The sequence below is a fragment of the Chelatococcus reniformis genome, from assembly GCF_014640075.1.
Taxonomy (GTDB): Bacteria; Pseudomonadota; Alphaproteobacteria; order Rhizobiales; family Beijerinckiaceae; genus Camelimonas; species Camelimonas reniformis.
Genome location: NZ_BMGG01000004.1, coordinates 352,616 through 375,287 on the forward strand (window position 1 = coordinate 352,616; position 22,672 = coordinate 375,287).

A 22,672-nucleotide genomic window follows, 5' to 3' on the forward strand; every position below is an offset into this window, starting at 1 on the left:
CAAGCACGGCAAGTCGCCCGCTGGCTTCGCTTGGTGGGCGAGCGCGCGGCCGCGCCGCGGTCACGACTTCGGCGCGAGCGCGGCTTTGAAGGCGGCGCTGTTGGAGCGCATCATGTCGACATAGGTCGTGGCCGGGCCGCCGGCGGGCGACAGCGCGTCCGAGTAGAGCTTGCCGCCGACGATGGTGCCGGTCTCCTGGGCAATACGGTCCATGAGGCGCGGATCTGAGATGTTCTCGAGGAACACCGCCGGGATCTTCTGCGCCTTGATCTGCTTGATGACGCGCGCGACATCCCTGGCCGAAGCCTCCGTCTCGGTCGACACTCCCTGGGGCGCGATGATCTCCAGCCCGTAGGCGCGGGCGAAATAGCCGAAGGCGTCGTGGGTCGTGATGATGCGTCGCCGGTCCGGCGGAATGGCGGCGATCGCCGCCTTGACCTCGCCGTCGAGCTTGGCGAGTTCGGCCAGATAGGCCGTCGCACGCGTGTCGTAGTCGGCCTTGCCGGCCGGATCGACCTTGATCAGCGCGTCGCGGATATTGGCCACGTAGATCTCTGTGTTGCCAACGTTCTGCCAGGCGTGCGGGTCGGTCGCCGCGCGCCCGGGATGATCCTCGTCCTCGCCGGCGATGGTCTTCACCCCTTGGGAGGCGACGACGACGGTCGCCTTGCTGCCGGAGGCCTTGATGAGCCGCGCGATCCAGCCCTCCAGACCGAGGCCGTTGACGACGATGAGCTTGGCGGCCGTCAGCCGCTTGGCGTCGGCGGGTGCCGGCGAAAAGACGTGCGCATCGCCGTCCGGGCCGACCAGCACCTCGACGGCCACACGGTCGCCACCGACCTGCTTGACCAGATCGCCAAGGATCGAGAACGTGGCGACCACCGGCAGCGGCTCGGCCGCCAGTGCGGCCGGGGCTGCGAGGGCCGCGGCGACGAGGGCCAGCGCCCCCGCGACGGCACGCCGCGTCGCGCCGATCCGCCGGGAGAAGGGGCGGCCCCGATCTGAGATGCAAGCCATGGGATGGTTCCTTGAGCCGTACGGCGGGCCGGAGAGCGGCCGGTCGATAAAACGTTATAACGTTGCACGTTGAAGAGGCAAGGCACCGCTCAGATCGCCTCGCGTGCGGGTGGGATCACTCAATTGCGGAGAATCGCTCCAGATAGACCCGAAGCCATTGCGTGCCATTGGATGCGCTCATCCAATGGTGAGATGCGTCAGTCGGGCTCATCGACGCGATCGAAGATCGCATCGATGACCCGGTTGAGCGCCGCGATGTCGGTGTCGGCCAGGCCGCCGACCACCTTCTCCTGGTAGCCGAGCGCGACGGGAATGATCTGTTGATACACGGTGTAACCCTCGTCGGTGAGGGACAGATTGATCTCGCGGCGGTCGTTGGGGCTCACCTCGCCGACGATCAGGCCGCGTTTTTCCAGTGCGGACACCGCCCGAGACACCTTGGTCTTGTGCATGCGCGTGTGCTGGCCGATGGCCTTGCCGGTCATCCGCTTGAACTCGCCCAGGACGGCGAGCACACGCCATTCCGGAATGGCGATGCCGAACCGGCGCGCGTAGTGCCTGGCGAGCCCCTGCGAGACCGCCTCGGACAGGACCGCGAGGCGGTAGGGCATGTAGTCTTGCAGAACCAGCGGGCCGGTGGCCTCGGTGCTGGCGGGGCGCTCGTCGTCGCCGGGAAAAGGGTCGTGCATATCGTGGCCTAGGGCGCATGGCGCGGGAAGGGAGCCGTCCGGACGGCGAGGCGTCGTCCCGGTTCCGGGAAGCGCAAGCCGTCTGCGCGGCTCTTAGCATGAAAGCGGTCGTTTGACCGGCGTTCCGCGATGGCAGGCCGCCGGTCCCGGCGATCGGCCGGCCGCGCTTGCGTTCATCCGGCGCGCGGCGCACCTTCGCTCGCAGATCGGTGGCGTCGCGGCCGCCGGATTTGAAGTTGGAGAACGCGGATGCCATGAATGGCATCGAACTGCAAATCCCGCCGGATGCGCCCCCGCAGCCTTACCCATGGATGACGGCGATGATCAAGGACCTGATGGTGCATCTCGACGGATCGGCCGAGGACGAGGTTCGCCTGGGTCACGTCCAGACGGTGGCGACGACCATCGGCGCCCACGTCACCGGCCTGTTCACCAACCCGCTGCCCGATTACGCGACGGTGATGCCGATCGAGGCGGGGGCCGCGGCCGTTTCGGTCGTCGCCGACATCGAGGAGCAACTGCGGCGCGAGGGCGACGCCATCACGGCGCGCCTGGTCGAGCGTCTCGACCGCCTGGAGGTGCCGACCGAGGTGCGGCGCATCGACGAACGGCCGGCCAATCTGGCCCGGCTCGCCGCCCGCCAGGCGCGCTGGGCCGATCTGTTCGTGGCCAGTTGCCCCTACCGCAACGATGCGGCCGGCGACTGGGCGGAGCTGGTGGAGGCCGTGCTGCTGGAGAGCGGCCGCGGCATCATGCTAATCCCGCCCGGCCGGCCCGCGCCCGACACCATCCGGCGCGTGCTGATCGGCTGGCGCGACTGCCGGGAAGCGGCGCGCGCCGTTGCCGAGGCGCTGCCGCTGATCACCCGCGCCACCCGCACCGATATCGTCTACGCCATCGTCAGGGACGACGAGTTGGTCGCGCGTTCGGCCGACGACCTCGCCACCCATCTGGATCGCCACGGCGCCAAGGTCGAGGTCCATTCCGTCGACCGTGCGGGTCGTGCCGCCGCCGAGGTGCTGCTCGATCAGGCCCACCGCCTCTCCGCCGACCTGATCGTCATGGGCGGCTACGGTCACTCGCGCCTGCGCGAGTGGTTCACCGGCGGCACCACGCGCGACGTCATCACCTTGACCGACACCCCGCTGCTCCTGGCGCACTGAGCCGACGTCCGCCGCGGCGCAAGATTTGCCTGAGCTGGCTGCGTCGGCCCCGGTGAGCCGGCGTGCCTGTCCAGGGGCAGATGACCAACGCCACGCGGATCGCCATCGTCGACGAGAGCCCGGTACGCAGCGCCATCCTGGAGGAGGGGCTGCGCGACGCCGGCTACACGCAGATCATCGTGATCGGCGAGACCTCCGGCTTGCTCGCGCGGCTGCAGGCGATCGATCCGGACATGATCGTGATCGACCTGGAGAACCCCAGCCGCGACAGCCTGGAGCAGATGTTCCACGTCAGCCGTCTGGTCAGCCGCCCGGTGGCGATGTTCGTCGACCAGTCCGACAGCCCGATGATCGCCGCGGCCATCGAGGCTGGCGTGTCGACCTATATTGTTGACGGGCTGAAGCAGAGCCGGGTCAAGCACATCGTCGAGACGGCGATCGTCCGCTTCAACGCCTTCACCAAGCTCAAGCAGGAGCTGGCGGAGGCGAAGTCGAAGCTCGAGGAGCGCAAGGTCCTCGACCGCGCCAAAGGCATTCTCATGCGCGTCAAGAACATCTCCGAGGACGAGGCCTTTCGCCTCATCCGCCGCGCCGCCATGAACGAGAACCGCACGCTCGCGCAGGTGGCGCAATCCATCGTGACGGCGGCGGAGCTGCTGCGATGACCATCCCCCTGCGGATCGGCTTCATTCCGTTGCTCGATGCGGCACTGCTGGTCGCAGCGCGGGATGAGGGCTTCGCCGAGGCCGAGGGCCTCCGCCTGGATCTGGTACGCGAGGTGTCCTGGGCCAACATCCGGGACAAGCTGAACGTCGGCCTGTTCGACGCCGCCCACATGCTGGCCCCCGCGGCGATCGCCTCGACGCTCGGGCTCGGCCATATCAAGGTGGCGATCAGCGTGCCGATCGCACTCAACCTCAACGGCAACGCGATCACCGTCTCGCGACCCCTCTACGAGGCGCTCGCCGCGGAGGCCGCGACGGCGCCGAGCCAGGACCCGCGCGCCTCGTCCGCGGCGCTGAAGCGCCTCATCGGCCGGCGGGCAGCAGCGGGCCAGCCGCCCCTGACCTTCGCCCACACCTTCCCGTTCTCGACGCACCACTACCAGCTGCGGACGTGGATGGCGGCGGGCGGCATCGACCCGGAGCGGGACACCAACCTGGTCGTCATCCCGCCGCCGCTGATGGCCAAGAGCCTCGAAAGTGGCCATGTCGACGGCTTCTGCGTGGGCGCGCCGTGGAACGCGACGACGATCGCCGCGGGGCACGCGATGATCATGCATCATGGCACTCAGATCGTCGCCGACTGCCCGGAGAAGGTGCTCGGCGTGCCGACGCGCCTCGTCGACGAAAGGCCGGAGACGGTGACGGCGCTGGTGCGCGCGCTGGCGGGCGCGGCCGGCTGGTGTGCCGATCCGGCTAACCGCGCCGCCCTGGCGCGGCTCATGGCGCGGCCCGAGATCCTGGGCGTGGCACCCGCCATCGTCGAGATGATCCTGGCCGGCGCGCTGTCGCTGGGGCCGGCGGCCCCCGCAGCGCCGGATCTGGCCTATATCCGGCTCGACCCCGCCGCCTTGCGGCCCATCGCGGCCCAGGTCGATTTCCTGCTGGCGCAGATGGCCGATGCCGGCCAGCTCGCCTCACCCGGCGCGCACCGTGCCGACGCCCACCGCGTCTACCGCCCCGATCTGTTCGAGTGTGCCGGGGTGACCGCTGGGCAAACGCCGATCCCCCAGCCGTTCGCGGCACGTCTGCGGGACGGGCGCTGACGCATTTTCAGGCGCCGCGAGCCTGTTTCTTTTGCGCCGCAGCATCCCCGACAGCGGTGGGCGCCCGCAAGGCTGCGTCCACGGCTCAAAAACGCCGCGGTCACACCGATGGCGCTGGGACCGATGTCGAGGTGCGAGCGATTTTGGCATCCTGGCATGAGACGTGCGTGACGAGCAGCTGAAGGCCTAATGGCGGGCCTCTAGCAATGCCGCGAACGAGGTTTGGGGGCCCTCCCAAGCTCGACGCGGTTTTTTTTTGTGCCTTCCGGCGCCTAGAGCGTTTTCGAGCGAAGTGGACGCCGGTTCGCGTGAAGAAAACGCTCTAGTGCCCAGACCAGAGGGAGCTCGATGACCATGGATGCGCAGAGCAGCACGAAAGCAGCCGCTGTCGAGGCGGGCCACGGGCAGCCGACACGCCGCAGCTTCCTCGGCGGCACGGTGTCGGCCGCGGCCCTGTTCAGCGCTGCGAAGGCTGTCTTCCCGGGCGGGGCCTTCGCCCAGGGCGCGGGGCCGGAGACCAGCAAAGCGATCCTCGGCTACATCGCCCTGATCGACGCCTCGCCCCTCGTCATCGCCAAGGAGAAGGGGCTGTTCGCCAAGTACGGGATGCCCGATGTGGAGGTGGTCAAGCAGGCCTCGTGGGGCGCGACGCGCGACAACCTCGTCCTGGGCGGGGCGGCGAACGGGATCGACGGCGCACACATCCTGAGCCCAACGCCCTACCTGATCTCGACGGGCAAGGTCACCCAGAACAACCAGCCGACGCCCATGTACCTGCTGGCGCGCCTCAACTACGACGCCCAGGCAATCTCCGTCTCCAACGACTACAAGGACCTCAAGGTCACCGTGGACGCCTCGCCGCTCAAGGCCGCCTTCGCGGAGCGCAAGGCGGCAGGCAAGGAGGTCAAGGTCGCGATGACCTTCCCCGGCGGCACGCACGATCTGTGGATCCGTTATTGGCTGGCGGCCGCCGGCATCGACCCCGACAAGGACGTTTCCACCATCGTGGTGCCGCCGCCGCAGATGGTCGCCAACATGAAAGTTGGCACCATGGATGCATTCTGCGTGGGCGAGCCCTGGAACGAGCAGCTCGTCAACCAGGGCATCGGCTTCACGGCCTGCACGACAGGCGAGATCTGGAAGCGGCATCCCGAGAAGGCGCTCGGCATGCGTGCCGACTGGGTCGACAGGAACCCCAAGGCGGCGCTGGCGCTGCTGATGGCGGTGATGGAGGCGCAGCAGTGGTGCGAGAAGGTGGAGAACAAGGCCGAGCTGGCCACGATCGTCGGCAAACGCCAGTGGTTCAACGTGCCCGTCGCCGACATCATCGGGCGACTGAAGGGCGACATCAATTATGGCAACGGGCGCGCGGCGACCGGCACCGACCAGCAGATGAAGTTCTGGACGGGCGGCGTCTCCTATCCGTTCAAGAGCCACGACACCTGGTTCATCACCGAGGACATCCGGTGGGGCAAATACGAGCCGACGATGGACATCAAGGCCTGGGTCGACAAGGTGAACCGGGAGGATCTGTGGCGCGAGGCGGCCAAGGCGATCGGCGCGGCGGCCGCCGACGTCCCGGCCTCCACCTCGCGCGGTGTCGAGACCTTCTTCGACGGCAAGGTCTTCGATCCTGCCGATCCCGTGGGCTACCTCAAGAGCCTGTCGATCAAGCGCGCCATGGTCTGAGGAGCGGAGCCGCCACGTGACCATGCCCCTGACCTCGCAAGACCCACGCGTGCTGCCGCAACTGCCCAATGCCGCCACCTCGGAAGCCCCGCGGCCGCGGCACGGCGCCTCCGCCGCCACGACGCGCCTCGCCCCCCTGCTGCGGCGGCTGCTGGCGAATACGTTGCCGCCCCTGATCGCAGTCGCCCTGCTGGGGCTGATCTGGCAGCTTCTCACCGGGGCGCCCGGATCGGGCATGCCGTCCCCGGTGCAGATCTGGAGCGAGGCGCACGATCTCATCGTCGACCCGTTCTTCAATCACGGCAGCCAGGACATCGGCCTCGGCCTGCGCGTGCTGGTCAGCCTTCAGCGCGTCGCCATCGGCTTCGGACTAGCGGCGATCGTCGGCGTGTTGCTCGGCACCTTGATCGGTCAGAGCGTCTGGGCCATGCGCGGCCTCGATCCAATTTTCCAGGTGCTGCGCACGGTGCCGCCGCTCGCCTGGCTGCCGCTGGCGCTGGCGGCGTTCCGCGACGCCAATCCATCCGCGATCTTCGTGATCTTCATCACCGCGATCTGGCCGGTGATCATCAACACCGCCGTCGGCATCCGCAACATCCCCCAGGATTACCGCAACGTCGCCGCGGTGCTCCGGCTCAACTCGATCGAATTCTTCTGGCGCATCATGGTGCCGTCGGCGGCGCCCTACATCTTCACCGGCCTGCGCATCGGCATCGGCTTGTCGTGGCTTGCCATCGTCGCCGCCGAGATGCTGACGGGCGGCGTCGGCATCGGCTTCTTCATCTGGGACGCGTGGAACTCCTCGCGCCTGCCCGACATCATCGTGGCGCTGCTCTACATCGGCGTCGTCGGCTTCCTCCTCGACCGGCTGGTCGCGCTGATCGGCCGCCTGGCCACGCGCGGCACCGCCGCCTGAGCCTCTCACGAAGGAGTATCCCCCGTGTCCGGCGAATTCCTCAGGATCGAAGGCGTGGGCAAGACCTACGTCAGCGGCGGCAAGACCAGCCACGTGCTGGCCGACATCGACCTCGCCATCGACGCAGGCGAGTACATCTCGATCATCGGCCACTCCGGCTGCGGCAAGTCCACCTTGCTCAACATCATTGGGGGTCTCACCCGGGCGACCACCGGCGCAGTCATCCTCGACCACAGCGAGGTCAACAGTCCCGGTCCGGACCGGGCCATCGTGTTCCAGAACCATTCGCTGCTGCCGTGGCTGACGGCCTATGAGAACGTGCGGCTTGCCGTCGACAAGGTGTCGGGCGGCACGCGCAGCCGCGCCGAGCGGCACGACTGGACGCTGCACAATCTGGAGCTGGTGCACATGGCCCACGCCAGGGACAAGCGTCCGGCGGAGGTATCGGGCGGCATGAAGCAGCGCATCGGCATCGCCCGGGCGCTTGCCATGGAGCCCAAGGTGCTGCTGCTCGACGAGCCGTTCGGCGCGCTCGATGCGCTGACGCGGGCGCACCTCCAGGACCAGGTGATGCAGATCCACATGAAGCTGCGCAACACGGTGATCATGATCACCCACGACGTCGACGAGGCGGTGCTGCTCTCCGACCGCATCGTCATGATGACCAACGGGCCGGCGGCCCAGATCGGCCAGTTGCTGACGGTGCCGCTGGCACGCCCGCGCAACCGGCTCGAGGCGGCGAGCGATCCGATCTATCTGAACTGCCGCGAGGCGGTGCTGCGCTTCCTCTACGAGCGTCATCGCTACGTGGAAGCGGCCTGAGCGCCATTGCTTGCGGCCGCATAAACTTTCCCTCGCAAATCAGCGCCCTACTCTGATCAAGTCTCGCCCATCGGAGGTACTTGCAGGCTCTGCCGGGAGGTACCATCTGACATGCTGCAAGATGGAAGCCTCAATTCTCGCAGGAGCGAAGCAAGATGGCCAAAGTCGTCGGAAACGGTTAGCTCGCTGGGGCGCGAAGCGATTGGATAGAGTGCCCAATCCGCACGACAAGAGCCCCAGCTTAACTTGCCTTATCATCATGCTCCGCCATTGAATGGTCTCCATCCGATGGCGGAGTACCTCTTGCGCTATCGCGGGTTCCATCGATCTGATGAGCGGATCCGGCCCATCAGATGCAACTCTTCGACAAGGCAGCCTTCCGTCTCCCTCGCGCCTTCACGCTGGCGGCTGCAGCGCCGGGACCGGCAGGCGTCGCCGCGGGATAAGCGCGACGGCGAGCAGGACGGCGGTGATCACTGCGAACGCAATGCACAGCGGGCTCGAGGCGAAGATCGACAGATCGCCGTCGGAGATCGCCAGCGCCTGCCGCGCCGAGCGCTCGAAGATCGCGCCCAGCACGTAGGAGAGGATCACCAGCCCGAGGTCGTAGCCGTAGCGCCGCAGCACATAGCCGACCACGCCGAACAGGGCCGCCAGCAACACGTCGGCGGCGGCGCTGTTGGTGGAGTATACGCCGATCATGCAGATGATGAGGATCAGCGGCGCCAGATAGGCGCGCGGCACCTCGAGAATCTTCACGAAAAGCCCGACCAGCGGCAGGTTGAGGATCAGCAGCATGACGTTGCCGATATACATGCTGGCGACGACCCCCCAGAACAGCTCCGGCTGGCGCTCCAGGATTGTCGGCCCCGGCGCCACGCCGTGGATCATGAAGGCGCCGAGCAGCAGGGCCGTGATCGCGTTGGCCGGTATGCCCATGCAGAGCAGCGGCACGAAGGCGCCGGCCGTGGCCGCGTTGTTGGCCGATTCGGGCCCGGCGAGCCCCTCGACGGCGCCGCGCCCGAACTCCTCAGGGTGGCGCGACAGCTTGCGCTCGACCGCATAGGACAGAAACGTCGAGAGCACCGCGCCGCCGCCCGGCAGCAGCCCCACGAGGAAACCCAGCACCGTGCCGCGCGCCACCGGACCGACCGACCGGCGCGCCTCGGTGCGCGACGGCAGGAAGCCGAGCAGCCGCGAGGGGGGCGCCAGCACCTTGAGATTCTCGGGCTTCTGTAGCGCCATGGAGAGGACTTCGGAGATGCCGAACAGCCCGATGGCCAGCGGGACCAGATCGACGCCGCCCGACAGGTGGAAGACGCCGAAGGTCAGGCGCGGGGTCATGGCCAGGGGATCGGAACCGATGCAGCCCAGGAGCAGGCCGAAGCCGACCATCAACAGCGCCTTGAAGCGCGAGCCGCTGGAGAAATACGTCACCAGCGCGAGGCCCGCGAGCATGACCATGGTGTATTCGGCCGGCCCGAAGGCCAGCACCGCACTGGCCAGGGGCGGCGACAGGAACGACACCGCGATCACGCCGACCGTGCCGGCGAAGAACGAGCCGAGGGCGGCGATGCCGAGCGCCGCGCCGGCCCGGCCCTTGCGCGCCATCTCGTAGCCGTCGAGGCAGGTCACGATGGACGAGGCTTCGCCCGGAATGCGCATCAGCACCGAGGTGATGGTGCCGCCGTAGGCGACGCCATAATAGATGCCCGACAGCATGATGATCGCCGACGTGACGTCCATCTTGAAGGTGATCGGCAGCAGGATGGCGATGGTCGTCAGCGGCCCGAGACCGGGCAGGATGCCGACCACGGTGCCGAGAAAGACGCCGATGAAGCAATAAAGCAGCGTCATCGGCTGGAACACGGTGGCGAAGCCGCCGAGGAGAGCTTCCATCGTCGGCCTCCTATCGCAACATGGCGTAGATGGCGCGGTCGACCCAGCCCGTGGGCAGGCTCACGCGCAGCAGCCAGCCGAAGCAGACCAGCCCGAGGGCGGTGCAGGCCGCGGCAAAGCCCAGCGAGCGAAGCCAGCCGACCCCCTCGCCGAAGCGCATCATCAGCACGACGACGACGAACGCGGTGACGACGAAGCCGGCCCAGAAGGTCCCGGCAACGAGCAAGGCCAGCGCGATCAGATAGACGTGGAACGTGTGCCGCTGGGCGGGCGGGGCGCTGCCGTAGCGCTCCACGCCGCCGCCCTCCGCCTGCGCATCGTCGTCACTCGCCGGCGCCAGAAGCACGGCCAGCGCCAGCACCGCGCAGACGGCTCCGAGGGCCTGAGGAAAAAGCCCCGGGCCGGGGCCGTCGAAGCCCCACCGCGACAGCTTGAGAGCCTGCCACAGCGCTGCCAGCGCCGCGGCCAGGAGACCGAGCGCGGTCCACCGCGCTCCACCGATCGACATCGCGCTTACCGGGTCTTCATGCCGCTTTCGGTGAGCACGACCAGCAGGGGCTGCTGGAGGTCACGCAGGTATTTGATGAAGTCGGTGCCGCTCCGGTACTCCGGGACGATGCCGAGCGCCTGGATCTGCTTCTGCACCTCCGGGTCGGCGAGGGCGCCCTTGAAGGCCTCCTCCATCCGGTCGCGGATCTTCGGATCGACGCCCGCGGGGAACGCGTAGCCCATGGGGCCCGGGCTGCTGGCGTCGTAGCCGAGTTCACGCAGCGTCTTCACCTCCGGATATTCGGCCCAGCGGGCCGGTGAGGCGGAGGCGAGCAGCCGCAGCTTGCCAGCCTCGATCTGGGGCTTCATTTCGGTGGCGCTCTGGAGCACGGCGTCGACATGGCCGCCGACAGCCTGCAGCACCGCCTCGTTGCCGCCGTTGAACACCACCCAGCGCAGGTTGGCGCCGGTCAGCTTGGCGAGCTGGAACAGGGCGACGACGTTGTTGGGGCTGGTCGAGCTGTAGGTCAGGCGCTTCTTCTTCGACGCGGCGATGAGGTCCTCGACGGACTTGATCGGCGACGACGACGGAACGGCGAGGCCGTAGCGCAGCTCGCTCGCCTGGGCGATGGGCGAGAACGCCTTCCAGGCATCGAACGGCACGTCCATCATGTGCGGCGCGGTGAGATAGGTCGAGGTGCCGACGAGCCCCATGGTGTAGCCGTCGGGTTTGCTGGCGGCGAGCTCGGCCGGGCCGAGCTGGCCGGCGCCGCCGGGGACGTTCTTGACCACGACGGTTTGTCCCAGCTGCTTCTCGATGCTGCGTGCCAGGATGCGCGCCGTCAGGTCGGTTGCGGCGCCCGGCGGGAAGTTGTTGATCAGCGTGATCTCGCGGCTGGGCCAGGTATCGGCTCCGGCGACGCCCGGTGCCGCCACACCGAGCAACAACGCCAGACCCATCGCAAACCGCAGAATTCCTGCCGGCATCCTCACGTCCTCCCTGAAATTTTCAATATTTTATAAAGCCAGTGTGCGGAGCGTCAGGACGCTCGTCAATAGCCCTGGGTTGTCATGCACACTCAACTACAGGCGTGGCCTGCATTCTGAGCAGCGTCACCGAGGCCGTGCCGGCCGCCGTCCGATCCGGCGCAACCGATCAGCCTTGCAGGCATGCGGCCGCGGCCGCGACGCCAGTGCCCGGTGTCCCGAGCCTTGTCGCGGCGATCCGCCCGGTCACGCCCGGGAGTGGCCGTGCGCGCTCACCTGACCGTCAGCACCACGCGGCCGATCGCCTTGCGGTCGCGCACGAGCTCCATGCCCTCCCGGAACTGCTCGAGCGGCAGGGTGTGGGAGACTTGCGGGCGCAGCTTGCCGGAGGCGGCGAGCTCGCGCAGCGCGACCTTGGTGCGCTCGCCCATGGCGTGATCGTATTTGGTCGATTCGCCAGCCCGCACGCCGAGCACGCTGGCGCCCTTGATCAGCACCAGATTGGTCTTGGCGACACCGATGCCGCCGGTGAAGCCGATGATCAGCACCCGGCAGCCGAAGGCCATGCAGCGCAGGCTCTGCTCGAAGATCTCGCCGCCCACGGGGTCGAAGATGACGTTGGCACCCTTGCCGTCGGTGAGCCGCTTGACCTCGTCCTTGAAGGGGCCGGCGCCGTAGAGGATCGTGTGATCGGCGCCGCAGGCCTTCACGACGTCGAGCTTCGCCTGGCTGGAGGCGCAGGCGATCACCGTGGCGCCCAGCAGCTTGCCGATCTGCACCGCGGCGAGGCCGACGCCGCCGCCGGCGCCGTGCACCAGCAGCACCTCGCCCGGCTTGATATGAGCCCGCTCGGTGAGCGCGTGGTGCGCTGTTTGGTAGGCGACGCGGAAGGTGGCACCCTCGGCGAAGCTCAGCTCGTCGGGCAAGTGCTCCAGCAGTTCGGGCTTGACCACGGCTTCATCGGCGAAGGCGCCGGTCTTGCCGCCGATCATCACCCGGTCGCCGACGGCGTAGCCCGCCGCCTCGGCGCCGACCTCGGTGACCACGCCTGCCGCCTCGAAGCCGGGAATGAACGGCAGCGGCGGCTTGTGCTGGTAGTCCCCGGTCAGCATCAGGAGGTCGGGGAAATTGATGCCGGCCGCATGGATGGCGACGCGCACCTGGTCAGGGGGGAGCTCCGCCCGTGGCAGCTCCTCGAGCTTGACGCCGTCGGGCGTTCCCAGCGTACGGCAGACGACGGCGCGCGGCATGGTGTCCTCCTTGATTATGGTGATGACGTCGGCGGAGCCCGGCAGGCTGCCGTTATGCCATCGTTCTCAAGTGGATGAGTGGCCGGGTCAAGCCAGCCATGCCTGCGCGGGCGGCAGAGGTCACCCCGATGCAAGCGCCGGCCGGGTCACCTGGAGCCTGTCGCAACGGGATGAAATCTTCCAACCGCGCAGAAATCCCTCAGGTCACTGAGGTCCGACCTCCAGCGGGTGATGCCATCCGATCGCGAAGCGCTCCAGCATGGCTGTGCTGCATCTGCCAGCGCTGTGCATCACGGCGATGGTGCCAATAGGCAGCAAACCGTCCACCCGCCGCAACGAGCGACTCGCGGAAGCCCGATTCGACAACGCGCCCCGCTTCGACGAACACGATCTGGTCGGCATGGGCGATCGTCTCCAACCGGTGCGCCACCACGAGGACGGTGCAATGGCTGAAGCGGCTGAGGGCGGTGGCAACGGCAGCTTCGTTCAGGGTGTCCAGTCCGCTCGTGGCTTCGTCGAGCAGCAGGATGGGGGCCTGCTTCAGCAGCGCGCGGGCGATGCTGACGCGCTGGCGTTCGCCGCCGGACAGGGCGCCTCCGCCTTCACCGACCGGCGCATCCCAGCTTCCCAAGCGGGCGACGATCTCGTCGACGCCGGCAGCCGACGCGGCTGCCTGTAGGTCCGCATCACTCGCCTGCGGCCGGGCGATGCGGATGTTCTCGGCTATGCCACCCTCGAAGAGCTGCACGTTCTGGAAGACGACTGCGAGCTGCTCCATCAGCGTGTCGGGCCGATAGCCGCGCACGTCGTGTCTGCAGACCTCGACTTCGCCGGCATCGGCATCGAGCAGCCGGGCCACCAGCGACAGGATCGTGCTCTTGCCCGATCCGGAAGGTCCGACGATCGCCGTCATCGTGCCGGCCGGGACGACGAAGGACACGTTCTCGAGCACGCGCTTGCCATCGGCGGCGAAGCAGACGTTGCGGAACGCGACTGCCGCGGGTCCGGGCCGGGCGTCTCGCTCCGGCTTCGTCTGTGTCGGGACGTCGAGGACGGAGAGCACGCGCCCTGCCGCCGCACGCGTCGATTCCAGCGCAGGAAACAGCTCGGACAAAGTGTTGAGCGGCTCCAGGAAACGCAGCGCCACGACGATCAGCGCGACCGTGCGGACGGCGTCGTCCGTGCCCTGCGTGAACATCAGCGCAAGAACCGCCACCATCGCCAGCAGCGTGGCCTGCATCGCGAGCGAGAAGGCCAGTGTTCCCGGCAGCGCGAACCAGAGGATGCGCAGACCGCTGCGCCTCTGCGTCGCGATCGCGTCGCCGAGCGGCGTCCCGGACGTGCCCGTTCGTCCAGCGGCGCGCAGCATGAGCTGGGAGCGCGCAAACTCCTCCGTGCGGGCCGCCACCTCGCCGGACGCGGCTGCGAAGTCGGCCTCGGCCCGGCGCATCAGCCGCCCGCCCAGGAGCAGGGCGCCGAACAGCAGCGGCACCGCAGCGAGCGCCACCAGCCCGAGCGGCCAGGCGACGAAGAGAAGGCCGATGGCGATCGCGGGCGGCAGAGCGACGCAGATCGACGCCTGCGTCGCGAGATTGACGGTGCTGGCGAAGAGCTCGGGGACGGCACCGGCGAGGGCGCGTTTCGCCTGGGCCTGCCGCTCCGCGCCGAACCAGCCGATCTGAACCGCCATGAGATGATCGACGAGGCGCTGGTTCATCGAGCCCATCATCGCGAAGCCGAGATCGAAGGACCGGATCACCAGATGGCGTTCGAGTATCCAGCCCGCGGCGACGCTGACCGCCAGCGCACCGAGCCAGGGCAGGGCGGCGCGCGGGCTCTGCGAGAACAGCCCGCCGAGCAACGGTACGAGCAGCAGGGCCGAAGCGGCCCGCAAGGCCGCCGCCACGACGGCGAGCAGCGCAAAGGGCACGAGGCGGGCACGCGCCTCGGCCGGCAGGAGGGCGGCGACGATCATGCGCTCTTCCTTTCCCCGGCTTGCCAGAGGTCGCGGTAGAGGCCGGGCCGGGCGAGCAGTTCCTGATGGCGCCCGCTCTGGACGATGCGGCCCGCCTGCATCACGGCGATGCAGTCGGCATGGGTGACGGTATGGAGCCGGTGCGCCACCACCAGCACCGTGCGCCGGCCGACGAGCGCACTCAGCGCCTGTTGGACGAGATGCTCCGATTCCGGATCTGCGAAGGCCGTCGCCTCATCGAGGACCAGCATCGGCGGATCGGCGAGCAGTGCGCGCGCAATGGAGAGGCGCTGCGCCTCGCCGCCGGAAAGGCGTGCATCCTCGCCGACGACGCTGTCGTAGCCGCGCGGGGCGGCAAGGATGCGCTCGTGGATCCGGGCCGCGCGTGCAGCCGCCTCGATCTCCGCCATCGTTGCGCCCGGTCGCGCCAGGGCGATGTTCTCGCGCAGCGTTTCCTTGATCAGGCGCACGTCCTGAAAGACGAAGCCCACGGCGCGCTGCAGCGCCTCCGGCTTCAGCTGGCGAATGTCGATCTCGGTCTCGCCGGACACAATTCGGATGGCACCGTCCGTGACGTCGTGGAAGCGGCCGGGCAGTCCGGCGAGCGTCGACTTGCCGGCGCCGCTCGGGCCGACCAGGGCGGTCATGGTGCCGGGCTTCAGGACGAGGTCGACGTCCCGCAGCACCGGCTTGCCCGGCCGGTAGCCGAAGCTGACGCCGTCGAAGCGCAGGCCGAGCGGGCCGGGCGGCAGCTCGCGCGAAGACCGGCTGCGGTCGAGCTCCGGCTCCTCCAGCAGCAGGCCGATGCGCCGGGCGGCCTGCTTTGCCTCGCGCAGCGGCACGAAGCCGTACATCACCGTCATGATCTGCGCGCCGAAGACCGTGCCGAGGAAGAGGAAGGGCAGGAGGTCGGCCGGCGCCATGCCGCCGGACAGAACTCGCCAGCAGCCGGCCGCCGTGATCAGCAGCAGGAAGGTGGGCGGCTGGATTGCGAGCTGCGAGGCGACCTTGCGTCCCGCCATCGGGCGCTGCCAGCCGTTGAGGAAGGCGGCCTGTCCGTCCAGCACGGCACGCAGCGCCCGCCCATCGCCGCCGAAGACCCGCACGACCGGCAGCGCTTCGACGAAGGCGCTCGCCGCGGCATTGGCACGTTTGGTCCAGTTCGCGAATTCGACGAGCTTGTCGGCCACGCCGCGCATCATGAGGATATACAGCGCGACGAAGGCGATGAGCGGCAGGAACAGCATCGCCGCGAGGGCGGCATCGACCGCAAAGAGATAGAGAATCACGGCGAGCGGCGTGACGATACCGGCGACGACGTCCGGGACGGCGTGCGTGACCATGTAGTGCAGCCGGCCTGCGTCCTCCTGCACCGCCTGGTGCACCGTCGCGGCATTCCGGTCCGTGAACCAGCCGAGGGGCAGCCGCGCGAGCTTGGTGACGATGGACACCCTGAGCGTATGGCCGAACTGGGCATCGACGGCATGCAGCCACAGCATCAGGCCAGCTGACAGCGTCGCGGCGGCGCCGTAGAGCGCAATCGCCCAGAGGATGAGCGGCGACAGCACCTCCCAGCGCCCTTCGCCGGCGAGCAGCCTGCGGCCGAGCTCCGCCATGAGTACCAGCGGCGCGAGCTGCATCAGCGAGATCAGCCCTTGCAGCGCGCCGGCGGCGCGCAGCTTCCAGCGCAACGAGCCGAGCAACTCCACGCCCCGCTGCGAGCGCCAGCGCGGGCGCGGTGCGGCCGGCGCGGCGGCGTTCGCCGCAGCGATCGGAACGAAGGGTGGCTGCGTAGTCGGCTGGTCGCGCGTCACCGTCTCCCCGGCCGACGGCCCCGCTTCCTTGCGCAGCCGCATGGCCTTGCCGCGCATCCAGTAGGCGGCATGCTTGATGTCGCTCAGGGGGAAGCCATGGACGCGGTTGAGCGTCGCCCTCAGTTCCTTGATGGCGGCGCCCTCTGCCGCGACCCAGGCGTACCAGTTCGACCAATCGCGGTGGGGAACGGCACCGGCCAGGGCACCGGTGCCGGGGCCCGTCCACAGAACGTCGGCGCCGGGATGCGTCGTCACCGGGATTGCGGCATCGCCGGGCGCATGGGCCTGCAGGATGATGACGACCCGCGCCTCCGGCGGCAGCACGCCCAGGATGGCGTTGATCGCCGGGATTGCCGCTGGATCGCCCATCAGCAGATAGCCCTCCGGATCCTCCGGCGGCTCGAACTTGTGAAACATGTAGTAGGAGGCGGTGATGGTATCGCCCGGCTTCGCCGCCGCGGCCCAGGCCGAGGCCGGCCCCATCGGCTCGTGCAGGACGAAGTCGAAGCTCACCTGGCCGGTTGCGGCGTCGGGCTCCACCAGCGTGTAACCGCGCTGGTGGACCTTGCCGGGCTCCTTCGGATCGGGCGCCCACAGCCGGACATAGCTCGCCGTCGGTGTTTCGCGCCCGTCGATCATTGTCGGTGCCGAGAAGCGGATGCGTCGGAAGCCGGGCGTGAGATCGGTGACCGACAGCACGGTCATGACGTGGTCGGTGGCCCCGAGGGCCGTCATCATCGTCTTTTGGAAGCCGCGCGCCATCAGGGTCTCCGGTGGCCGGAGCGCTTTTCTTCGGTCGCTGGGAGGCGTCCGATCGGAGAGAAGCACTTCAGATTCAATAGCTTGAGCATGTGATGCGGCCCGCGCCGGTCGGCGGATCGCGCACCGCGCGGCGGACGCGCGAGGAGTGGCATCGAGGACATGGTGAGCGCCTCGGGCCGGACGCGTCGCCCGCGCCCTGCGCTACCACGTCATCGAAGCGCCCAGGCCAAGCACGCGGCCGCGGCCGACATAGAGCGCGGTCGCCCCCGGCGCATAGGTGAAGCCGTAGGAGACGGGGCGTTCATCCAGCAGATTGCGGCCGAAGGCGTAGATCTTCACGCCGTCCTTTTCCCAGCCGATCTGGCTGTTGACGATGTGATAGGCCTCCAACTCGGCGCTGTTCTGCACGTCGCTGTAGCGCGCGCCGACGAGCTGGTAGTCGGCACGCGCCGCGATCTCCCCGGGCAGGCCGAGCGCGGCGGCAGCGACTCGGTACGACAAGGCGACATTGGCCGTGTACACCGGCACCTGGGGCACCTCGTTCCCCGCCTTGACGCCGCTCAGCAGGGACTCGGCCGTGACATCCACGATGCGCGACTTGATCCACGCGCCGCCGGCGGTGAGCTCGAGCCCGGTGGCGAGGCGCGCGCTCACGCTGCCTTCGACGCCGTAGCTGCGGTAAGCCTGATTGGTCAGGAAGGGGAACAGCGTCAACGGATCGAAGCCGGTCAGCTGGCCGTCCTTGACGTCGTTATAGAACAGCGCGGCGCTCGCCCGTATGCCGCTGGCGAGCTCGGCTTTCGTGCCCATCTCGTAGGTCCAGGACTTGGCCGGCTGGAAGGGCGTCGACAGCACGCCGAAGCCGGCATAGGCGGTCGTCTTCTCGAAGCCGCCGGAGGCATAGCCGCGTGCCGCCGAGACATAGCTCATCACCTTGTCGTTCCAATGGTAGGACAGGGCGAGGCGACCCGTCAGGTAGGGGTCGTCGAAGCTGTTGCGCTGAGCCAGCGCCGGCACCGTTCCCGGAAAGCCGTTGGAGACGTAGAGCCCATTCAGCGTCTGCGAATCACGCGCGATGCGAAGCCCCCCCGAGAGATCGAAGCCATGGCCGAGCGGCACCGTCGCATCGGCGAACGCGGCAATGGTCTCGCTCGTGATCTTGTTGTCGATGGTGCCGTTCAGCGTGGGTGAATAGGCCGTGGCCTGATCCCGGTGCGTTTCGAAGTCGGACCGGAAATAGCTCGTTCCGATCACCCATTGGATCGGAGCGCTCTGGTGCGAATTCAACCGCACCTCCTGGAAGAAGATGCGCTCACGATCTTCGTACAGGATCTTGTCGGCCAAGGGATTGATGAAGAAGAAGAGCGGCAGGCGCGTGGCCTGGCTGAACAGAAGCGAGTCGGTGAAGTCGCCGCGGTTGGCGAGCTTGATGTCCTGGTAGCTGCTCGTGGAGGTGATGATGAAGGGATCTAGGCGCTTGGTGATCTTGACGGAGCCGCTGGCGATCTGCTGGCGATTGAACGGCAGGACGTCGGCGCCGCTGGCCGGGAAGTTCGGCGCTTCTGCGAGCAGAAAGGCCGAATTGCTGCGCGTGTCGCGGTCGTAATTGCCGGTGATGTCGACCGCCAGGGATTCGTCGGGCGTGTAGCGCAGGGCGACGCGCCCCGCCGCGAGCTGCGCGCCCCCTTCCATGCCCCCGATCACGACGTTGGGAATGTCGCCATTATAGTTCTGGACGCGCACCGCCGCGCGGCCGGCCAGCTTGTCCTGGATCAGCCAGCCGCCCGCCGTGCCCTGGACGAAGCCGTAGCCGTTGGAGCCGGTCTCCGCATCGACCTTGAACTCACGCGCGCCGTCGGGGGGCTTGCTGACGATGTTGATCGCGCCCGCGAAGGCGTTGCGGCCGAATGTAGTGCCCTGCGGGCCCCTCAGCACCTCGATGCGCTCGACGTCGAGAAATGGGGAGTCGATCGCCGAGAGCGTCGTCGGCACGCCGTCGACCGAGAGGCCGATCACGCTGTCGAGCGAGTTCAGGGCTGTGCCCAGCGTGCCCACGCCGCGCATGGTCATGTAGCTCTCGCCGAAGCGGCCGAAATTCATGAAATTGGTGCCGGGCGACTGGCGGGCGACATCGGCCATCGGGTCCAGCGACCATTGGGGCACATCCTCTGGCGTCAGCACGGTGGTCGCCATGGGCAGGTTGGCGTCGGCCTGCGGCCGTTTGGTGCCGGTGATCGTGATCGTGTCGAGCTCGACGGCGTCGCCGGCCGATTGTGCGCCGGCCATTCCGGCCAGGCCGAGATTGGTGCCGAGGAGGCCGATGGCGGCCGCCGACGCGAGCCTCGAGCGAGCAGCCCTGTTCATGATCGTTATCCCCAGCTTCGCAAACTGGAGCGACCAATACAGGTCAACTGCCTGATGCCGCGACCTCGGAACGATCGAGTGCGCTCAAAAAACTTTCGTCAAACCAAATATCTATTTGAGCTCTTCTAAACTTGTCTCCGCCGGGCCCCGTTGCTGGCCATCTCGGCCCTCGGCGGATGGCCGAAGTGCCTTCGGTAGGCCGCGCTGAAGGCGGACGGGCGGGCGAAGCCGACGCGGTGCGCGGCCTGCGCTACGGCGAGCCCGTGGTCCCGCAGGAGCACGCGCGCCATCATCAGCCGCTGATCGCGGACATGGCCAAAGATCGTCGTGCCGAAGACCTTCTTGAAGTTGGCCTGCAAGGTGGTGACGTTGACGCCGACCCGGCGGGCCAATTGCAGGCTGGTCGGCGTGTTGACGAGATCGGAATCGAGAATGTCCCGCGCTTCCAGAACCCGCGCATACTGGCGGCGGCCGAGTTGGGCGATCATGCACCGCTCCCGTTTGAGCACGTCGGCCACCTCGACCACGAAGGCCAGCGCGTTGCTTTCGAGGAAGAGCTGACCGAGCTGGCCGTTATAGGGATGCTCGAGGCATAGCCGCGCGATCTCCAGCAGCCGCGCCGACGGCGCGAGCGTATCCATGCGAAACTCGCCGGTCAGGAATTCACGCAAGCTGGTGAGGCCATCATCGGCGAGATCATCGCTGAAACGGTCGAAAAAGGCCGGCTTGAGGATGAATCCCGCCGTACGGAAATGCTGCCCGGGCCTGATCGGGCTCCGGTATTGCACCTTCCTGCCGAAGCCCATCACGCTGGCACGCTCGGGATGGCGTGTGACGCGTCCATGACCGACGACGTCGGTTTCGATGACATTCCCTGCCAGCATGATTCCGCAGAGCAGCGCCGGCTCCATGTCGACCGTGAGGTCCTGTTCGCAGACGTACGTGATATCGCTTGCCGTCACCATCAGCCCGGGTTGCGCTTCGTGTGCGAGGGCTCGACCGGTGTAGAGCGGCGTGTCGAAAGCGCCGGGGGCGACGTTGATCGGCTCGATGCCCAGCGAGAACTCGGCCCCGAGACGGACGAGATCGGAGGTGGTCATGCCGTTCGCGGGTACCAGATTCCGCATTATCATAGCAGAGTTATGGCTTTCTTAGAATAATAATAATTCAATTCGGCATTATGTCCGATCCCGATAAAGCATCGCGAGCTGATCTGAGATTGTCAATTGAATGAATTGCTGGCGGATGTGAGCTTCAAACACTGGCCTTGAGCCGCTCGGCCTGGATGTGGCGCCGCGCCGATATGCGACGAGCCGAGCGCGCCGTTCCAGCCGGTCACGGGCGTCGCCAGGCCGACCCGGCCAACCGCTGCAAGAGCGGGCTCCTTCCCCACGGGGCGCCGGCGAGCGACCCTCCGCGGCGAAAGGGACGCCCCTAGAGAGCATTTCCGCGTTTCTCCGAGTCGCGGAAATGCTCTATCTATTTGTTTTGTCGCATTTTCTTCACGCGAACCGGCGTCCGCTTCGCTCGAAAATACTCTAGTCTATGGCTCAGCCCGCGGCACGGCCGACGCCGCCACGGCGGCGCTCAATGGCGGCGCGGATGAGCGGCATGCGGTCGTTGCCGAAGTACATGTCGTCGCCGCCGACGAAGATGGTCGGTGAGCCGAAGCCGCCGCGTCGCATCACCTCGTCGGTGTTGGCCTTGAGCTGATCCTTGATGGCGGGCTCGGCGATACCGGCAAAGAAGGCGCCCCGGTCGACGCCGACCTTGTCCAGAAGAGGCGCCAGCACCTCATCCTTGGAAATGTCCTGGTCGCCGCCCCAATAGGCCTCGAACACCGCCGTCGCGAATGGCACGAGCTTGCCCTGCGGCTCCAGCCAGATGCAGCCGCGCATCGCCTTGACGCTGTTCACCGGAAAGATGGTCGGCGGCATCTTGATGTCGAGGCCCGCGTAGGCCGCCCAGTCGGCGAGGTCCTTCTTGGTGTAGGCCGCCTTCTCCGGCACCGGCTTTTCGCGCGAGGCGTAAACCGTCGGATTGATGGTGTTGAAGATGCCGCCGACCAGGATCGGCCGCCAGGAGATCTCCTCGCCCAGTTCCTTGGCCAGCGGCTGGATGTTGTGGAAGGCGAGGTAGGTCCAGGGGCTGGAGCAGTCGAAAAAGAACTCGATCAAGACGTTTCTCCCAGTTGCCGCGGATCGGCGATGCTACGTCGCCGGCGTTGTTTGTATCCCGGTGCTTGCTGCCCCGGGCGGCTTGGCTGCCCCGGGGCGCTTGGCTGCCCTGCCGTTACTGGCTCGGCTGCGGGGCGGCGCCAGGCTTGGTCTGGCCGAAGAGGACCTTCTTGGCATCCTCCGACATGCCCTGCTGGCGCAGCTCCTTGCCGAGCGCCGTGCCCGCCTGCACGCCCGGGCGCGCCCGCACGGTGGCGAACCAGCGCGCGACGTGCGGGTAGTCGTCGAGCGAGATCTCCTGGGCCTTGTGGGTCATGACCCACGGAAAGATCGCCATGTCGGCGATGGAATAGGCGCCGGCGACGCAATCTCCGGTCTTGCCCAGCTCGCGGTCGAGCACCCCGTAGAGGCGCCGCGCCTCGTTGCCGTAGCGGGTGATGCCGTAGTCGATCTTCTCCGGCGCGTAGAGCTTGAAATGGCCGTGCTGGCCGAGCATGGGCCCGAGGCCCCCCATCTGCCACATCAGCCATTGGGTGACCTGGTAACGGCCGCGCACGTCGCTCGGGATGAAGCGGCCGGTCTTCTCGGCCAGGTAGAGCAGGATGGCGCCGCTCTCGAAGATGGCGAGCGGGGCGCCCCCACCCAGCGGCTCGTGGTCGACGATGGCCGGCATGCGCCCGTTGGGGCTCAGCGCCTGAAAGCCCGGCTCGAACTGTTCGCCCTTGCCGATGTTCACCGGCACCGTGCGGTAGGGCAGACCGCATTCCTCCAGCATGATGGAGATTTTCCAGCCGTTGGGCGTCGGCCAATAGTGCAGATCGATCATCGCGCCAGTCCTCGTTGCGGCCTGCGGGCCCGGCGCGCCGGCGCGGCGGCCGGGCGACGGGCGAT

At 67.8% G+C, this 22,672-nt stretch carries 18 protein-coding genes; 6 read left to right on the forward strand and 12 right to left on the reverse strand.

Annotation, left to right across the window (positions count from 1 at the left end; all coding sequences use genetic code 11):
* Positions 1–60: 60 nt before the first annotated feature.
* Together IEW34_RS12685 and IEW34_RS12690 are read right to left on the reverse strand one after the other, a co-directional pair.
* On the reverse strand, positions 61–1,017 hold the full coding sequence (locus IEW34_RS12685) for a metal ABC transporter substrate-binding protein (RefSeq protein ID WP_188609550.1): 957 nt from the start codon (positions 1,015–1,017) through the stop codon (positions 61–63).
* A 197-nt stretch (positions 1,018–1,214) separates the two neighbouring features.
* Positions 1,215–1,706 carry a MarR family winged helix-turn-helix transcriptional regulator gene (locus tag IEW34_RS12690; protein ID WP_188609551.1) on the reverse strand — a complete coding sequence of 164 codons (492 nt, stop codon included), beginning with the start codon at positions 1,704–1,706 and terminating at the stop codon, positions 1,215–1,217.
* 254 nt (positions 1,707–1,960) lie between these two features.
* Here IEW34_RS12690 and IEW34_RS12695 point away from each other — a divergent pair, with 254 nt between their 5' ends.
* The 6 genes from IEW34_RS12695 to IEW34_RS12720 all read left to right on the forward strand — a co-directional run bounded on the left by IEW34_RS12695 (position 1,961) and on the right by IEW34_RS12720 (position 8,064).
* Positions 1,961–2,869 (forward strand): universal stress protein, encoded by a 909-nt coding sequence (locus IEW34_RS12695; RefSeq protein WP_188609552.1) that lies wholly within the window; start codon positions 1,961–1,963, stop codon positions 2,867–2,869.
* 80 nt (positions 2,870–2,949) lie between these two features.
* On the forward strand, positions 2,950–3,534 hold the full coding sequence (locus tag IEW34_RS12700) for an ANTAR domain-containing response regulator (RefSeq protein ID WP_188609553.1): 585 nt from the start codon (positions 2,950–2,952) through the stop codon (positions 3,532–3,534).
* Positions 3,531–4,637 (forward strand): CmpA/NrtA family ABC transporter substrate-binding protein, encoded by a 1,107-nt coding sequence (locus IEW34_RS12705; protein ID WP_188609554.1) that lies wholly within the window; start codon positions 3,531–3,533, stop codon positions 4,635–4,637. The genes IEW34_RS12700 and IEW34_RS12705 overlap by 4 nt, the downstream gene beginning before the upstream one ends.
* A 354-nt stretch (positions 4,638–4,991) precedes the next feature.
* A complete protein-coding gene (locus IEW34_RS12710) occupies positions 4,992–6,326 on the forward strand; it encodes a CmpA/NrtA family ABC transporter substrate-binding protein (RefSeq protein ID WP_244641976.1) in 1,335 nt (444 codons plus the stop codon).
* 16 nt (positions 6,327–6,342) lie between these two features.
* The gene (ntrB, locus tag IEW34_RS12715; RefSeq protein ID WP_373288245.1) at positions 6,343–7,242 is read left to right on the forward strand and encodes a nitrate ABC transporter permease; all 900 of its coding nucleotides are present in this window, start codon (positions 6,343–6,345) and stop codon (positions 7,240–7,242) included.
* A 24-nt stretch (positions 7,243–7,266) separates the two neighbouring features.
* A complete protein-coding gene (locus IEW34_RS12720; protein ID WP_188609556.1) occupies positions 7,267–8,064 on the forward strand; it encodes an ABC transporter ATP-binding protein in 798 nt (265 codons plus the stop codon).
* A 396-nt stretch (positions 8,065–8,460) separates the two neighbouring features.
* Here the strand turns inward: IEW34_RS12720 and IEW34_RS12725 are convergent, their stop codons facing one another.
* The 10 genes from IEW34_RS12725 to IEW34_RS12770 all read right to left on the reverse strand — a co-directional run bounded on the left by IEW34_RS12725 (position 8,461) and on the right by IEW34_RS12770 (position 22,607).
* Positions 8,461–9,963, reverse strand: a complete 1,503-nt coding sequence (locus IEW34_RS12725; protein ID WP_188609557.1) for a tripartite tricarboxylate transporter permease — start codon at positions 9,961–9,963, stop codon at positions 8,461–8,463.
* Between the two features lie 10 nt (positions 9,964–9,973).
* Entirely contained in the window at positions 9,974–10,471 is a 498-nt protein-coding gene (locus IEW34_RS12730; RefSeq protein WP_188609558.1) for a tripartite tricarboxylate transporter TctB family protein, read from the reverse strand.
* A 5-nt stretch (positions 10,472–10,476) separates the two neighbouring features.
* The gene (locus tag IEW34_RS12735) at positions 10,477–11,439 is read right to left on the reverse strand and encodes a tripartite tricarboxylate transporter substrate binding protein (protein ID WP_188609559.1); all 963 of its coding nucleotides are present in this window, start codon (positions 11,437–11,439) and stop codon (positions 10,477–10,479) included.
* Between the two features lie 272 nt (positions 11,440–11,711).
* The gene (locus IEW34_RS12740; protein ID WP_188609560.1) at positions 11,712–12,689 is read right to left on the reverse strand and encodes an NADPH:quinone oxidoreductase family protein; all 978 of its coding nucleotides are present in this window, start codon (positions 12,687–12,689) and stop codon (positions 11,712–11,714) included.
* A gap of 199 nt (positions 12,690–12,888) precedes the next feature.
* Positions 12,889–14,664 carry an ABC transporter ATP-binding protein gene (locus IEW34_RS12745; RefSeq protein WP_188609561.1) on the reverse strand — a complete coding sequence of 592 codons (1,776 nt, stop codon included), beginning with the start codon at positions 14,662–14,664 and terminating at the stop codon, positions 12,889–12,891.
* Positions 14,661–17,240 (reverse strand): ABC transporter ATP-binding protein/permease, encoded by a 2,580-nt coding sequence (locus IEW34_RS12750; RefSeq protein WP_188609562.1) that lies wholly within the window; start codon positions 17,238–17,240, stop codon positions 14,661–14,663. Before IEW34_RS12750 ends, IEW34_RS12745 begins: the two co-directional genes overlap by 4 nt.
* Before the next feature lie 201 nt (positions 17,241–17,441).
* Positions 17,442–19,604, reverse strand: a complete 2,163-nt coding sequence (locus IEW34_RS12755) for a TonB-dependent receptor (RefSeq protein WP_188609563.1) — start codon at positions 19,602–19,604, stop codon at positions 17,442–17,444.
* 125 nt (positions 19,605–19,729) lie between these two features.
* Entirely contained in the window at positions 19,730–20,737 is a 1,008-nt protein-coding gene (locus tag IEW34_RS12760) for a helix-turn-helix transcriptional regulator (RefSeq protein WP_505625531.1), read from the reverse strand.
* 417 nt (positions 20,738–21,154) lie between these two features.
* Positions 21,155–21,781, reverse strand: coding sequence for a 2-hydroxychromene-2-carboxylate isomerase (locus tag IEW34_RS12765; RefSeq protein WP_188609565.1), 627 nt, complete (start codon positions 21,779–21,781; stop codon positions 21,155–21,157).
* A 115-nt stretch (positions 21,782–21,896) separates the two neighbouring features.
* Complete coding sequence (locus IEW34_RS12770) at positions 21,897–22,607, reverse strand: glutathione S-transferase family protein (protein WP_188609566.1); 711 nt, start codon at positions 22,605–22,607, stop codon at positions 21,897–21,899.
* Positions 22,608–22,672 lie beyond the last annotated feature (65 nt).

Coding starts and splice junctions, on each gene's coding strand:
- IEW34_RS12690 (WP_188609551.1), bottom strand. CDS start 1,706: ATGCACGACCCTTTTCCCGGCGACGACGAGCGCCCCGCCAGCACCGAG.
- IEW34_RS12760 (WP_505625531.1), bottom strand. CDS start 20,737: ATGATAATGCGGAATCTGGTACCCGCGAACGGCATGACCACCTCCGAT.
- IEW34_RS12695 (WP_188609552.1), top strand. CDS start 1,961: ATGAATGGCATCGAACTGCAAATCCCGCCGGATGCGCCCCCGCAGCCT.
- IEW34_RS12710 (WP_244641976.1), top strand. CDS start 4,992: ATGGATGCGCAGAGCAGCACGAAAGCAGCCGCTGTCGAGGCGGGCCAC.
- IEW34_RS12705 (WP_188609554.1), top strand. CDS start 3,531: ATGACCATCCCCCTGCGGATCGGCTTCATTCCGTTGCTCGATGCGGCA.
- IEW34_RS12745 (WP_188609561.1), bottom strand. CDS start 14,664: ATGATCGTCGCCGCCCTCCTGCCGGCCGAGGCGCGTGCCCGCCTCGTG.
- IEW34_RS12740 (WP_188609560.1), bottom strand. CDS start 12,689: ATGCCGCGCGCCGTCGTCTGCCGTACGCTGGGAACGCCCGACGGCGTC.
- IEW34_RS12700 (WP_188609553.1), top strand. CDS start 2,950: ATGACCAACGCCACGCGGATCGCCATCGTCGACGAGAGCCCGGTACGC.
- IEW34_RS12725 (WP_188609557.1), bottom strand. CDS start 9,963: ATGGAAGCTCTCCTCGGCGGCTTCGCCACCGTGTTCCAGCCGATGACG.
- IEW34_RS12685 (WP_188609550.1), bottom strand. CDS start 1,017: ATGGCTTGCATCTCAGATCGGGGCCGCCCCTTCTCCCGGCGGATCGGC.
- IEW34_RS12750 (WP_188609562.1), bottom strand. CDS start 17,240: ATGGCGCGCGGCTTCCAAAAGACGATGATGACGGCCCTCGGGGCCACC.
- IEW34_RS12730 (WP_188609558.1), bottom strand. CDS start 10,471: ATGTCGATCGGTGGAGCGCGGTGGACCGCGCTCGGTCTCCTGGCCGCG.
- IEW34_RS12735 (WP_188609559.1), bottom strand. CDS start 11,439: ATGCCGGCAGGAATTCTGCGGTTTGCGATGGGTCTGGCGTTGTTGCTC.
- IEW34_RS12755 (WP_188609563.1), bottom strand. CDS start 19,604: ATGAACAGGGCTGCTCGCTCGAGGCTCGCGTCGGCGGCCGCCATCGGC.
- IEW34_RS12770 (WP_188609566.1), bottom strand. CDS start 22,607: ATGATCGATCTGCACTATTGGCCGACGCCCAACGGCTGGAAAATCTCC.